At 53.7% G+C, this 12,527-nt stretch carries 14 protein-coding genes; 6 read left to right on the plus strand and 8 right to left on the minus strand.

The window, feature by feature from the left end; genetic code table 11:
- Positions 1-4 precede the first annotated feature (4 nt).
- The 6 genes from NH461_RS16605 (at position 5) to NH461_RS16630 (ending at position 4,392) form a co-directional block, all read left to right on the plus strand.
- On the plus strand, positions 5-370 hold the full coding sequence (locus NH461_RS16605) for a 3-hydroxyacyl-ACP dehydratase FabZ family protein (RefSeq protein ID WP_261603730.1): 366 nt from the start codon (positions 5-7) through the stop codon (positions 368-370).
- A 25-nt stretch (positions 371-395) separates the two neighbouring features.
- Positions 396-1,622 carry a beta-ketoacyl-[acyl-carrier-protein] synthase family protein gene (locus NH461_RS16610; protein WP_261603731.1) on the plus strand — a complete coding sequence of 409 codons (1,227 nt, stop codon included), beginning with the start codon at positions 396-398 and terminating at the stop codon, positions 1,620-1,622.
- Positions 1,612-2,094: a hotdog family protein gene (locus NH461_RS16615; protein WP_261603732.1), complete on the plus strand. Its 483-nt coding sequence runs from the start codon at positions 1,612-1,614 to the stop codon at positions 2,092-2,094. The genes NH461_RS16610 and NH461_RS16615 overlap by 11 nt, the downstream gene beginning before the upstream one ends.
- A complete protein-coding gene (locus NH461_RS16620) occupies positions 2,091-2,816 on the plus strand; it encodes a 3-ketoacyl-ACP reductase FabG2 (protein WP_261603733.1) in 726 nt (241 codons plus the stop codon). Before NH461_RS16615 ends, NH461_RS16620 begins: the two co-directional genes overlap by 4 nt.
- A 211-nt stretch (positions 2,817-3,027) precedes the next feature.
- Positions 3,028-3,561 carry a molybdopterin adenylyltransferase gene (gene mog, locus NH461_RS16625; protein ID WP_261603734.1) on the plus strand — a complete coding sequence of 178 codons (534 nt, stop codon included), beginning with the start codon at positions 3,028-3,030 and terminating at the stop codon, positions 3,559-3,561.
- A gap of 51 nt (positions 3,562-3,612) precedes the next feature.
- A complete protein-coding gene (locus NH461_RS16630) occupies positions 3,613-4,392 on the plus strand; it encodes a hypothetical protein (RefSeq protein WP_261604636.1) in 780 nt (259 codons plus the stop codon).
- A 205-nt stretch (positions 4,393-4,597) separates the two neighbouring features.
- Here NH461_RS16630 and NH461_RS16635 read toward each other — a convergent pair whose 3' ends face one another.
- The 8 genes from NH461_RS16635 to NH461_RS16670 form a co-directional block, all read right to left on the minus strand.
- A complete protein-coding gene (locus NH461_RS16635; RefSeq protein ID WP_261603735.1) occupies positions 4,598-5,164 on the minus strand; it encodes a hypothetical protein in 567 nt (188 codons plus the stop codon).
- A 167-nt stretch (positions 5,165-5,331) separates the two neighbouring features.
- Complete coding sequence (locus NH461_RS16640) at positions 5,332-6,657, minus strand: PTS sugar transporter subunit IIC (protein WP_261603736.1); 1,326 nt, start codon at positions 6,655-6,657, stop codon at positions 5,332-5,334.
- 390 nt (positions 6,658-7,047) lie between these two features.
- Positions 7,048-8,307 (minus strand): phosphopentomutase, encoded by a 1,260-nt coding sequence (locus NH461_RS16645; RefSeq protein WP_261603737.1) that lies wholly within the window; start codon positions 8,305-8,307, stop codon positions 7,048-7,050.
- The gene (locus NH461_RS16650; RefSeq protein WP_261603738.1) at positions 8,300-9,478 is read right to left on the minus strand and encodes a YhfX family PLP-dependent enzyme; all 1,179 of its coding nucleotides are present in this window, start codon (positions 9,476-9,478) and stop codon (positions 8,300-8,302) included. Before NH461_RS16650 ends, NH461_RS16645 begins: the two co-directional genes overlap by 8 nt.
- A gap of 101 nt (positions 9,479-9,579) precedes the next feature.
- Positions 9,580-10,881 (minus strand): YhfT family protein, encoded by a 1,302-nt coding sequence (locus NH461_RS16655; RefSeq protein ID WP_261603739.1) that lies wholly within the window; start codon positions 10,879-10,881, stop codon positions 9,580-9,582.
- Positions 10,882-10,887: 6 nt separating this feature from the next.
- Complete coding sequence (locus NH461_RS16660) at positions 10,888-11,247, minus strand: DUF2620 domain-containing protein (protein ID WP_261603740.1); 360 nt, start codon at positions 11,245-11,247, stop codon at positions 10,888-10,890.
- Between the two features lie 26 nt (positions 11,248-11,273).
- A complete protein-coding gene (locus NH461_RS16665) occupies positions 11,274-12,152 on the minus strand; it encodes a phosphotriesterase-related protein (RefSeq protein ID WP_261603741.1) in 879 nt (292 codons plus the stop codon).
- Positions 12,146-12,523 (minus strand): hypothetical protein, encoded by a 378-nt coding sequence (locus NH461_RS16670; RefSeq protein ID WP_261603742.1) that lies wholly within the window; start codon positions 12,521-12,523, stop codon positions 12,146-12,148. The genes NH461_RS16665 and NH461_RS16670 overlap by 7 nt, the downstream gene beginning before the upstream one ends.
- Positions 12,524-12,527 lie beyond the last annotated feature (4 nt).

The raw sequence follows: 12,527 nt of genomic DNA on the forward strand, positions 1-12,527 counted from the left end.
AGTCGTGCTAAAACGAGCCCCCCAGGTGATTTCAACGCAGTACCAAGCCGATCAGATAATCCTGACCATGTGGATTGATCCTGAACTGGCGGATTTTCAGGGGCATTTTGCTGGTTACCCGTTGTTACCCGGGGTGACTCAAATCGGCTGGGCGCAGGTGTTCGGCAAAGAATTTTGGCAACCTCGGGTCTTTGCCGGGATGGAAAACGTGAAATTTCAACAGCCGGTCCGGCCCGGCGATACCGTGGTTCTGACGCTGAACTGGGCGTCCGACACTTCTAAGCTTTCTTTTTGGTATGCGTCGGCACCGGATATTGAAGGTAAATCAGTTATACATACGTCCGGGCGGATCCGATTTCTTCCGGCGTAGCAGGATTTCGAGTGGAGTCATCAGCATGAAAGCAACAGATCAAAACATTTCCCGGGCAGCGCCAGTCTATATCCATGCCTGTGCCAGCCATTCTGCGCTGGGTTGTTCGGAGCAGCAAATCCGCCAGCGTCTGGCAGACGGGGTTTCGCCCGATTTGGTTACGGAGATCAGATGGTTAAATCAGGGGATGGCGACCGTGGTCGGGAAAGCCGCTGGCGAGCGCCCGACACTGCCCGAGCGGTTACAGGCAAATGATTCCGGCAATAATCGTCTGGCCCTGTCAGTACTGCAGGCAATTGAACCACAGGTTCAACAGGCCATCACTGCCTATGGCGCTGATCGGGTTGCCGTGATTGCAGGAACCAGTACTTCAGGGATCGCCGATACGGAAGCCGCGATTTTAACGCAGCAGGAAACCGGCGCGTTTCCGTCATCTTACGGATATCAGACACATGAACTCGGAAGTATCTCCGCGTTTGTCGCGGACTATTTCGGGGTGAGCGGTCCGGCCTATACCATTTCCACGGCTTGCTCTTCCAGTGGTCGGGTGTTCCTGGCTGCGCGGCGTTTGTTAAGCACCGGCATGGCGGACGCGGTGATTGTCGGCGGCACGGACTCGTTGTGTCAGCTGACTATTAACGGCTTCTATGGCCTGGATGCCATGTCCGATAGCCTGTGTAATCCGTTTAGCGCCAACCGCGAAGGGATTAATATCGGCGAGGCATCCGCCTTTATGTTGCTGTCTCTGCAGCGGCCTGCGACGACGGACAAGCCGATCGCACTGCTGGGTGCCGGGGATAGCTCTGATGCCCACCATATTTCGGCACCGCATCCCGAAGGGAAAGGGGCAGAAGAGGCGATGCGAAGAGCGCTGGCCGATGCCGGGCTGACGGCGGATGCGATTGGCTATATCAATGCACACGGTACATCGACACCGCTGAATGATGCCATGGAGGCGAAAGCGATTTACCGGATATTCGGAGACCAAGTGCCCGTCAGCTCGACCAAACCGCTGACCGGACACACGCTCGGGGCTGCCAGTGCGGTGGAGGCGGCGATTTGCTGGCATATTTTGCGGGATCAACTGCCATTGCCGGTTCAGGTTCATGATGGCGTCCGGGATCCATCTATGGCCCCGATCAACCTGGTCCAGCCGGGGATGGTGCTGACACAACCGGCGATTTTGAGTAACTCCTTTGCCTTTGGCGGCAATAACATCAGTTTGATTTTCGGCCATCCGCATGACGCATAATGTGCCAAGCGCGGAGATACCGCCGTTATCCCGGTTGTTGCCTCATGATACGCCGATGATCTTGCTCGATACCCTCATCGCGGTGAGTGATTCGAGCGTCCATTGTCAGCTCACGCCGACAGCAACGCATTTTTTCTTCGATGCTAACGCCGGGGAACTGCCGGGTTATGTCGGGATTGAACTGATGGCCCAGGCCGTAGCGGCCTGGGATGGCTATCATGCCTGGCTGGACGGCCGTGCGCCGGCCGTGGGCTTTTTACTCGGCAGCCGCCAGTATCAGGCGTCTTGTCCTGCCTTTCCGGTGGGGCAACTGCTCGACATCTATGCCGAACAGGTCACTGTCGGCCAGCAAATGGTGGTGTTCCGTTGTCGGATTGAGCAGTCAGGACAAGTGTTGGCCAGCAGTCAACTCAATGTATTTGTGCCCTCGCCAGCACAACTGGCAGAGATGGAAACAGGGAGTGAGTCATGAAGCGACGGGTGTTAGTGACCGGAGCGAACAAAGGGATCGGGCGTGCTGTCGCCTGCCAGTTGGCCCGGGATGGCTTTGAGGTTGTGGTTCATTACCGCAGCGATCTTGCCGGTGCGCAAGAGACGCTGGCAATGATGGAAGCGGCGGGTGAGGTCGGCGGATTACTGCAATTCGATATTCGGGAGCGTCGACAATGCCAGGATGTCATTGAGACCGATATTGCCGCCCATGGCGCATACTACGGCGTGGTCTGTAATGCCGGGGTCTCCCGGGACATGGCGTTTCCGATGATGACCGGAGAAGACTGGGACGGGGTGGTTCATACCAACCTGGATGGGTTTTACAATGTGCTGCATCCTTGCGTCATGCCGATGGTGAAGCTGCGCCGGGGAGGACGCATTGTGACGCTTGCTTCAGTGTCCGGATTGGTCGGGAACCGGGGGCAAACCAATTACAGTGCTGCTAAAGCCGGGGTGATCGGTGCGACGAAAGCGCTGGCGCTGGAGCTGGCGAAGCGGAAAATTACCGTCAATTGCGTCGCTCCGGGCTTGATCGATACCGGGATGGTGGAAGATCATGTCCGCGAGCAGCTCGTGCCGACAATACCGCTGCAACGCATGGGGGCACCGGAGGAAGTTGCCGGGCTCGTGAGCTATTTGATGTCTGATGTGGCCGGATATATGACGCGTCAGGTGATTTCGCTCAATGGCGGGGTGGCCTGACGCGGTTTTCATAGCGCCGAAAACCATGGATGTAACTTGCCGGACACCGCCCGCCTTCTGCTGTTCTGGCGTGAAGGTCATGTTTTTTGATTCAAAGGTTTATCCTGTCCGCCAGATTCCTTAAACTTGCATTTCATTTGACTGAATCGGGTCAGCAACAGCTGACGGTAGGGTTTGAGTCGTACAGAAGAAGCGGAAGTGAGGAAGAACCATGACCAAAGCTAAAATTGGTATCGTGACGGTCAGCGATCGGGCCAGCGCCGGGGTGTATGAGGATATTTCAGGGAAAGCGATCATCGAGACCCTGAATGCGTACCTGATCTCCGACTGGGAGCCGGTGTATGAAGTGATCCCGGATGAGCAGGATGTCATTGAAGCGACCTTGATCAAAATGGCGGATGATCTGGAATGCAGCCTGATTGTGACAACCGGCGGCACCGGCCCGGCCAAGCGGGACGTAACCCCGGAAGCGACGGAAGCGGTGTGTGATCGGATGATGCCGGGCTTTGGTGAGCTGATGCGAGCAGAATCCCTGAAGTTTGTCCCGACGGCCATTCTGTCGCGTCAGACCGCCGGTTTGCGTGGTGACAGCCTGATTGTCAACTTGCCGGGCAAGCCGAAATCGATCCGCGAATGCCTGGATGCCGTTTTCCCTGCTATACCTTACTGTATTGATCTGATGGAAGGTCCATACCTGGAGTGTGATGAAGCGGTGATCAAGCCGTTCCGTCCGAAGCAAAAGTAACTGGATACCGGCAATCCCCCGTTGCCGGTTTCAAAGGAGCCGGCGATGAAAATGAAAGTCGTAACAAGCCTGGTTGTTGTGTTGACGTGCCTGTCGGTCCCGGCGCATGCCAGCTGGGAAAAACTGAAGGAAACCGCGTCTGACATTGGGGATAAAGTCAGTGAAGGGTCGAAAAAAGCCTGGGATAACATTTCTGAGTTTTCCAAAGAAGCCTGGGAATCGGTTTCTGAGTGGGGGCGGGACGCCTTTAACACCGCCGGGGAATGGACTGAGGCTTCCATTGAGAAAGGCAAGGCCTGGCTGAAGGCAGGTGAAGAAAAGCTGGATGAAATGCTGGCGCCGGAAACACCGGAAGAAGCCCGGTTGGCACTCGATACCATGTCTGATACTGCGCTGGTGCGATTGTTTAACGAACATCCGAATGCCAAGCTGCTGTTTGATCAGGCCTATGGTTACGCCGTGTTCGATTCGCGCCAATTCTCGCTGGTGTTACATACCAACCAGGGGGCCGGTGTTGCGGTAAACCGCCAGACAGAGAAGCGGACCTACATGAAAATGTATGGTGCGGGGCTGGCGTTGGGGATCGGCGGCAAGTTCTATCAACAGGTAATTTTATTTCAGGATAGGCGCACCTTCGAGAACTTTGTTCAGGATGGGTGGGAGGCCACGTCAGAAATCGGCGTGGTCGCCGGCACGGAAGGGGCCGAGCTGACTTCCAAGTACAATGGCGGGATGGCGATTTATCAGATTGATGAAAAAGGCCTGTTGCTCGATGCCAATATTGCCGGCTCGAAATACTGGATCGACACCGACTTGAGTTCCGACGATTGAGCGAAAAGTGATTTCGAAAAAAAACGCCTGGCAGGTGACTGCCAGGCGAGGAAATAAAATAAGGAACAACATATTCTTTTGAAGTGCGCGTAGTGTAGTGCCTGGCTACACAATACACAATCTTTATTTGGCTGCTGATGAAACAACCCAAATTGGTCGGTTTTGTGCGCAGTGCCTGTCTGAACTTCCCCTTTGATTCCTTAGTTCAGGAACACGAACGCTTACTGTTGAATAATCGCTTGATCCTGCTCATCAAACCGGACCCTGCCTGCGGGTTGGCCTCTGCGGAATGTCGCCCGACATAATAAGAGTGCATAAACCGTGAGCGCAGCGCGTCCGCGTCGTGTTCGCCGATGACCGGAGAGGCGGCCAGAAGGGTCGCAATGCCATTAGCATGGTCATTGGCGTAGCTAAAATCGATGCCGGTATAGCCCTGAGCCATGAACCAGAGCGTTGCGTAGCCGCGCACGTCTTCCTCACTGCTGGTGGTGAACTTCTGAGCCTGGCTAGGGCCGAGTGTTTCCTCAAAGACGGATTGCACCCGGCTGATGGTTGCTTGTGTGGCCTGAAAATTTGCCAGGGATTCCTGATGGCACTTCGTCAGTAACCCCAGCACCAAATCGTGCAGCGGTTTGTCCGGCTTTTGCTGAACGACCTTGGCAAAAAAGCTGGCCTGGTGGTCAATCAGTCGGGTGATTTGCTTCCGCTCTGACTCGGTCAGTTCAAGCAACGGCAATCCCATGGTGCGCAGGGTGTGATGAAAATCTGTCATGTGTCTAATGGTTGCAGGCTTTGGCGCATTATATCGCGATTGATTGACAGTTCGCTATGGTTGAGGCCGAAACCTCGATGGAGGGGAAAATGTAAGGTGCAGGCGAGCAAGAAAGCCCCGGGATTCCTCGGGGCTGCAAAGTGAGCGGTTCACGTGTCAGGCGCTGCTCACGCGTTGGACGGTTTCAGCTCTGCATTTTGCGTTTCGGTAGCGTGTTCTTCGATGAGCAACTGTTTTTCATGCATCTTGAAGAACGGATAGTAGATCAGCACACTCACGACCACACAAACGACAACCACAACGGCGGCGGTGCCTGAGTTCGTCGCCATCACGGCACCAATCGGCGCTGGCATGGTCCAGGGCGGTAGGGCAATGATTTTCGACAGAAGCTCGGTTTTAAATGCCGCCCAAACAATACAGGTATTGATGATTGGGGAGAGCATCCATGGGATGAAGTAGTTCGGGTTCATCACAATCGGTGTGCCGAAAATAACGGGCTCATTGATATTGAAGGTACTTGGAATAATCGACATTTTACCAATGGTACGCAGGTGCGTGGCGCGGGAACGCATCATCAGGACCACAAATCCCCAGGTGCCGCCGGCACCGCCGACAAAGATGAAGAAATCCAGCACGGGGTTGACGAAAATTTTCGGCAGCGGCTCACCGGCCGCCAGTGCTTCCTGATTCAAACCCAGGTTGATGATCAGGATTGGGTAGAGGATACCGCTCACGACAACCGAAGAACCATGAATACCGGCAAACCACAGCAACTGGATCATGATCACGGCCAGCAAACAGGCAAAGAACGAATCGGACGCTGAAATTAATGGTTTAAATATTTCCATGATGGCCGATGGAATACTCAAATCATAACTGCCCAGAACCCCATTAATCACAACGACAATGATGGAAACAATGATCACAGGAATGAGCAGGTCGAACGATGCTGCAATTTTAGGTGGCACTGCTTCCGGCAGCTTCAGGCGAATATTTTTATCGCGCAGGAAGCGCTGTAATTCCGGGACAAATAAGCCGCATAGAATCGCGGTAAAAGCACCGGTACCACCCATAAATGAAATTGGCATCACGCCGCCAACATTATCGAGAAACTGGACTGGCGCAACAGCAAGCAGGAAAGTAAACATGGATAACAGCCCGGAGTTTTGTGCGCGAATATCGTATGCACGCGCCAAGCTGTAGGCAATACTATATGCTGCATATAAGGCGAAAATACCCATACTGACCTGGTACGGTGCCAGGATATTTTTCTGGCCAATGATCTCGATCAGCGCATGCCAGCCATCAAGGAAGAAGTTCCCTTTCCCTGGTGGGTAGGCCAGAACCAGCAGCAGCGAGCCGACGATGAGAAACGGCATGGTTGCGACGAAGCCATCTTTGATCGCATTGATATGTCTTTGTGCAGAAACTTTGACTGCCATCGGGGCAACAAACTTCTCGACAAAGACGAGGGTTTTGTCAAATATACTCATAGTGTATTCCTTTCGTTCGAATGATGTCATTCGGGATTATATTGAGTGCGGCATAGATCTATTTACGTCGAACAGATTAAATTTAATAGGGGTTATATAATTAAATCACTTCCTTGGTTTATATATTTTGAATATTAATATTCAAAATATTGAAAGTAATTGCGACAACTCACATTCAGCTGTATTTATGCACTTTGTTTGTTATTTTGTGAATTAAATTCCAGATGTTTTGTTAGGTCTGAAAATATTTTCACCTATATTTGTAATATAAATGCACTGCCGGTTTTTTAAGTTTTTTCAATAAAAATGACCGCCTTTTTTAGACGGTCATTTTTATTAATCATTGAATGTGATTTGTCGAAAGGTCATTCAATCGAACTCAAGATGTAATTATTCGGTATCAGGTGACTCCGTCGGGTTGAGGTTGAAGTTGAGTGACGTGAGCAGCGATCGCCCGGACTCCGGCTGCCGGGCGCCGAAATAGGCGGCGGCGCTGGCCCCGACATCGGCGAGGGTGTCCCGGTAGCCCACCTGAACACCGGTAATTGCCGGGCTGTAAACCATCAGCGGCACTTGTTCACGGGTATGTTTGGTATGACCGATAAACGGATCATTGCCGTGATCAGCCATGACGATCAGCACATCGCCGCGACTCAGGGTGTTGATGACAGCGGCGAGGCCGCGATCTGCCTTTTCCAGAATGCTCCAATAGCGCTTGGGATCCTGCTGGTGGCCGGACAGGTCGGTTTCCTGCACATTGGCGCAGAAGAAACCTTCATATTGTTTCAGGTCTGCCAGAAGCAGGGAAAACACTTGGTCAGTATCGACCACCGAGGGATAGGAGGTGCCGGTCTCGTTCTGGACGATATCGGCGACTTTGCCATACAGATACGTGTGGATCCCAACTTGATGCAGCTGATGCGGCACTTGGGTCAGGGCATCAACGCCGTAACCCAAATGGACAACCTGAAAGCCCGCGTCATAGGCACCGGAGTCCGGGGCGTTGACACCGATATAAGCCAGCTGGCCTTGTTTGTCGGTCTTGGTCTCGATGGCATTGAAGACCTGGTCCATGCTCGGAATCAAACCGCCGAACGCAATATTCCTGCTGACCGAATTTGCCCCGCGAACGATGCGGCCAATCTGTTTCACGGCGTCAAAGTTGATCAGATTGAAGTTGGCGGTCAGGTTGTAAACCTGGCCCAAATCGGCTTCCAGGTTATCCCCGATCACTACGCAGCCCTCGACCATCAACAGCTGCAGGGTATCCCGGGTGATCCGCGCCGTGGTATATCCCGCCTGGATGAGCGCCTGCTCAATGGCATCGATGGATTCCTGGAACGGTTTGACCAACGGCGGTTTCGGCTGCGTCCCCATGATTTCCTGGTGACCCATGAAGGTGTCACAGCCGAAATGGGCTAGTTTGGCGGTGCCCCAGTTGGCGGTGGCAGACGGCTGCATCTTAGAGCGGGTCAGGCCGGTGATATTCATCAGCCCCAGTTTTTCCAGGGTAGGTAGTGTTTTGAGCGGGAAATGATCGAGCAGTTTCACCGCCGTATTGGCACCGCGATCCTGTGGCCGAATATCGACCACATCCGGCATTTCGCCGACACCGAAACCGTCCAGTACCACGACAACAAATTTAGCCATGTTTTACCTCATTCCCTTGTGCATCGAATAAACCAAGCAGCGTGGGGGTGTTGCTTGATAACCCTGCGACAAGCGCGACATCACTTCGTGTAACAAAAATTTGAGTCCGAAATGCCATGATGACAGGCGTGCCGACCTGACAAGGCCGGTCGAGTTGTAGGTGATAATCGATACTGGCTTCATCGTCGTTGCGGACGTCGACCAGGTGATCGGTTTCTGTGCCCTGATGGGATTCTCTGATCAGGGCCTGCGTCAAATGGCCGCGACGATAGTAGCCGCCGCCATAGCAATAACTGGCGTCACCAAATTGGTGAGAGACTTCGGTAACATAGGCCATGGCCACTTTTTCCGGCTGGCTGCCGTCCTGATTCGCCGGCATCGTGCCGGTCAGGGCGTGGCCGGGTTCACCATGAGTGCCGCCAAATTGCCGAATTTGCGCCAGGGTCTGGCTGCTGGTGGCTGAAGGAATATTGAGCTGCGATATCGGGTAGCCTAACTGACCGGCTTGCTGGTTGGCGGCCAGCAGGGTCTCGAGGTTTCGGGTCGGCTCGGTATCCTGCGACTCCGGGTTATATAAAAAACAGGGGAAGTGGGTCAGTCCGGCAATCTGCAGATTTGGTAACGAGGCAATCTCGCGGCAGATGGCATCCAGGGACTCGATCGGGAAACCGGCTTCCTGATTGGTGTAGAGATAATCGCCGGTTCGGTAAAATTTCAACAGGACAGGCTGGGTCCGTTTGGCTTCAACGGCCGCTGCGGAGATTTCCCGCGCCTTTTCCAGCGAATAGACGGTGATCACCTCAGGCTGAATAGCCGAGACAATAAAGGGGACATAGCGGCTCGGCGGCTGGACCAGGTGACCGATGTGACTAATTTTGACGCCTGCCTGATGGAGTTGGCGGGCTTCTTTGAAGTCCACACAAACGATCCCATCGTAACCTAATTCGTCGACCAGAATTTTGGCCAGCAGCGGATTGCGGCCGAATTGCTTGGTCATGCCGTATAGCCGGATGCCATATTGATCAGCCGTTGCTTTGATCAGCCGGGCATTTGCCGTGAACTGGTCGACATCGATGACATAGGTGTCAGGCAAAATAGCGCCTTCCTTCAGCAGGGTGAAGGCGCTATCTATGAGTGCCGGGTTTTGTTTTTGTAATGCTTGGAGAAACATGTAAACCCCTTTTTAACGACGAGCAGAGCCAGTCCACAAGCGAGACGCGTGGATAACCGTGAGCTGGGTGAAACGTGCAGACGGGCTCTGGAAGCAGTCTTCTAGACAGCAAACAGACCTAGTACATACAGCACATTCAGTAAGATACCGGTCAGAATGGCCGCAACCGCGGGTGCCGCAATTTTCAGAACCGGACGCCCCATGACTTCATTGAGGAAGAACAGCATGGAGAATATGGTCAGGCCGGTGGTTGCGCCCATTTTCATGACTGCCAGGACCCCGCCAATCAGCAGCGCAAATTCCATCAGGGTATTCATTGAATTGCGAATGTTGTCTGATGCGTTGCGAATGGAAGGAAATTGCTCCAGAAAGTGACCCACTTTGCGCAGCAGGAAGACTTCAGCACAGATAGTCAGTGCACCAAGTACAGCGGCAACCGGAATATTCGGTGCCAGATAGCCGACGACAAAGACAAACGTCATGCCGACCACGCCGTAGACGCCGGTCGCCAGGGCTGTGGTGGCGATGAGTGGTACAAAACCCAGACCCCGCATAAACTCTGATAGCGCGACCTGCTGCATCGCGGCGTCATGTGCCGCCGGATCGGTGAGTTTATAGGCATCGGCCAGGGCATAGATCGAGACTTCCGACCCGGCGAAGATCCCTGCGTTGGCAACAATGGCAATCAGCGAGCCGGTTGCAGCCAGCAGCGGCAGGTTCTTCATGATCCGCTTGGTGCGCTCTTCAAACAGGCTGTGCATGCCGGACATGTCCGGTGGTGAGATCCCATTCTTCTTGTCGTTGATGTCTTTGTGGATCGCAGTGCCGACCAGCATGACCATGCCGACGAAGATCTGGATGGATTCCGGATAAATCGACTTAAACTGGATGGTCAGCAAGCGTGACAGCAGAACAACCCCGGCAGCAATGGCCCCGGCTTTCCAGCCAAATTGATAGAAAATGGCCAACAGCGGGAACAAGGCAAACGCGGTCATCACCGGGGTGCCCAGTTCGCCCAGTGCGCCGAGGGCGTCAATGGGCAGACCCGTCAGGACGGCATTCACACCGGAGAGTGATGTCACCACCAGGACCCCCCAAAGGCCGCCGGCCAGGGCTGCCAGCCAGCGACTGGCGATCATCACCCCGAGGATGTCCGTTGGCAGGAACAGCAACCACGGGTTCAGGAGCCCGGTGGATAAGGTGAATGAAATTCCCACTGAGGCGACAAAGCCGATCGACAGGCCGAACGCGACAGAACCGGCATCGCGGCGCGTCATGTGGCCTTCGACCAACTGCGGCAAAATAGGCCGGATTCCGTCATGGAAAACGGAGGCGCTCATATTGGCAACGAGCGCGGTCATCGCACAGAGCAGGGCGACCAGCCCGATATTCATCATATCCATAGTATGTTACCTGTTCGCCAGTGTCTTGATCAGCATGGGCACCGCGTGTTCGACGTGTTCGACGGAAAACCCGAACGCGACTTTGCCCTCATTGACGAACTGCTCGATTTCATCTTGCTTGGCCTGAATGGCGGGTTTGGCGATGGTGCAGCTCTGGGCAAAGCCGATGATGGCGATGGCCAGTGACAGGGCAGCGCCTGCACCGGTGTTACAGCAGCCGATGTAGTAGTCGAGCTCGCCGCTCTTTACCTTCATCGCTGCTTCCATGTCGTTGAGGATATGGCACTCGAACAGGCCCGGTTGGGTTTGTTCAATTTGTGCTTTGATTTGCTCACGTTGTAAGCCGGCAATACCGATTTTTTTCATAACAGGACCTTTTTATTCTCTGATTATTATTGGAAGAGTTGGTAGGGTGCGTGTTTCAACATGGTGTCGATTTCTGCCCGGCTGATGCCGTTTTCTTCCAGTTGGGGAAGGAACGTATCAATCAGGTAACAAAAACCGGGGCCACCGTTTTCTTTGAGATGCGAACGACGGGTAATGTCCATCGACAGCATGACCCGGTTGAGCAGGCCGCGTTCCGCCAGGGCTTTGAGCATTTCAATGCGGCGGCTGTCGGGGTAATAGGAGTTCTTGCCGATGGTGTCGAACTGGACGTAGCAGCCCTGATCCAACAGCCACAGAATGTCTTCCAGATTGTCTTTCAAATCACAGTGGCCGATGGTGACTTTCTCCAGATCGACACCCAGCTGTTTGAACAACTCAATTTGGTAGCGTCCCATGGTACTCATGGACTGGTGGGTGGAAATAGGCCGGCCGGTTTCAAAATGGGCCATGGCTGCGGCTTCAAAGACTTTTTTCTCGGTTGCGGTAAAAGTGTTCTCACTGCTGCCGACTTCTCCAATTACGCTGGCTTTGAGGTTGCTGCCGTCAATGCCGTCAACGATCTCCCGGATCATTTCCCGGCTGATCTCTTTTGCTGATTTGGCATACAACTCCGGTGGAAAAAATCCCTCAATGTAATAACCGGTGGAGAGCAAAACATTGATATTCGTATCAGACATTAAACGTTCAATAAATTGAGGATTTCTCCCCATAAAAGCGTTGGTCACCTCGATAATGTTATACACACCGCGATCGACCAGCGCGTCCATCTCCGCTTTGATCAGATCATACTGATCCAGACGGCAGTCGATATTGCCTTTTTGTGGCGAGAGATCGATGTGCAGATGTTCATGGCAATAGGTGTAACCGTTCGGATTGATTAACATGCGGCCTCCTCGGCAGCGCTGGCGCAATAGAGCGAAAATAGATTGCTGAGGAAAAACGAGTTTTCGGTTGCCGGCACCTGTACCAGACCGACTTGATCAAGGATGCGCTGGTTCAGGGTTTGGATGTGTTCGAACCCGTCATCGGCCAGGATTTCGTCGAAGATATCCGGGTCCAGTCCCTCGTCTACAGGCGCGCCAGCCCGGATGCGGTCAAAAGCCCGGGCAAAGTGGGTCATGGCCATTTGGAATTGCTCATTGTCCGGGGTCACGGCGAGCTGTTCGCCGATGAGACGGACTGCAATTTCCGTTGCCTGACAGGCTTCAGCGCTGATGACGTTCGTTTGTCGCAGCAGGGTGAGACGTTCCTTCATGGTG

It is taken from the genome of Photobacterium sp. TY1-4, assembly GCF_025398175.1.
Classification (GTDB): domain Bacteria; phylum Pseudomonadota; class Gammaproteobacteria; order Enterobacterales; family Vibrionaceae; genus Photobacterium.

Bases quoted from the DNA above. Each gene is read 5' to 3' on its own strand.
- NH461_RS16665 (WP_261603741.1), bottom strand. From the start codon at position 12,152: ATGTTAATCAATCCGAACGGTTACACCTATTGCCATGAACATCTGCAC.
- NH461_RS16630 (WP_261604636.1), top strand. From the start codon at position 3,613: ATGAAAGTCGTAACAAGCCTGGTTGTTGTGTTGACGTGCCTGTCGGTC.
- NH461_RS16640 (WP_261603736.1), bottom strand. From the start codon at position 6,657: ATGAGTATATTTGACAAAACCCTCGTCTTTGTCGAGAAGTTTGTTGCC.
- NH461_RS16610 (WP_261603731.1), top strand. From the start codon at position 396: ATGAAAGCAACAGATCAAAACATTTCCCGGGCAGCGCCAGTCTATATC.
- NH461_RS16660 (WP_261603740.1), bottom strand. From the start codon at position 11,247: ATGAAAAAAATCGGTATTGCCGGCTTACAACGTGAGCAAATCAAAGCA.
- NH461_RS16655 (WP_261603739.1), bottom strand. From the start codon at position 10,881: ATGGATATGATGAATATCGGGCTGGTCGCCCTGCTCTGTGCGATGACC.
- NH461_RS16645 (WP_261603737.1), bottom strand. From the start codon at position 8,307: ATGGCTAAATTTGTTGTCGTGGTACTGGACGGTTTCGGTGTCGGCGAA.
- NH461_RS16650 (WP_261603738.1), bottom strand. From the start codon at position 9,478: ATGTTTCTCCAAGCATTACAAAAACAAAACCCGGCACTCATAGATAGC.
- mog (WP_261603734.1), top strand. From the start codon at position 3,028: ATGACCAAAGCTAAAATTGGTATCGTGACGGTCAGCGATCGGGCCAGC.
- NH461_RS16615 (WP_261603732.1), top strand. From the start codon at position 1,612: ATGACGCATAATGTGCCAAGCGCGGAGATACCGCCGTTATCCCGGTTG.
- NH461_RS16620 (WP_261603733.1), top strand. From the start codon at position 2,091: ATGAAGCGACGGGTGTTAGTGACCGGAGCGAACAAAGGGATCGGGCGT.
- NH461_RS16670 (WP_261603742.1), bottom strand. From the start codon at position 12,523: ATGAAGGAACGTCTCACCCTGCTGCGACAAACGAACGTCATCAGCGCT.
- NH461_RS16635 (WP_261603735.1), bottom strand. From the start codon at position 5,164: ATGACAGATTTTCATCACACCCTGCGCACCATGGGATTGCCGTTGCTT.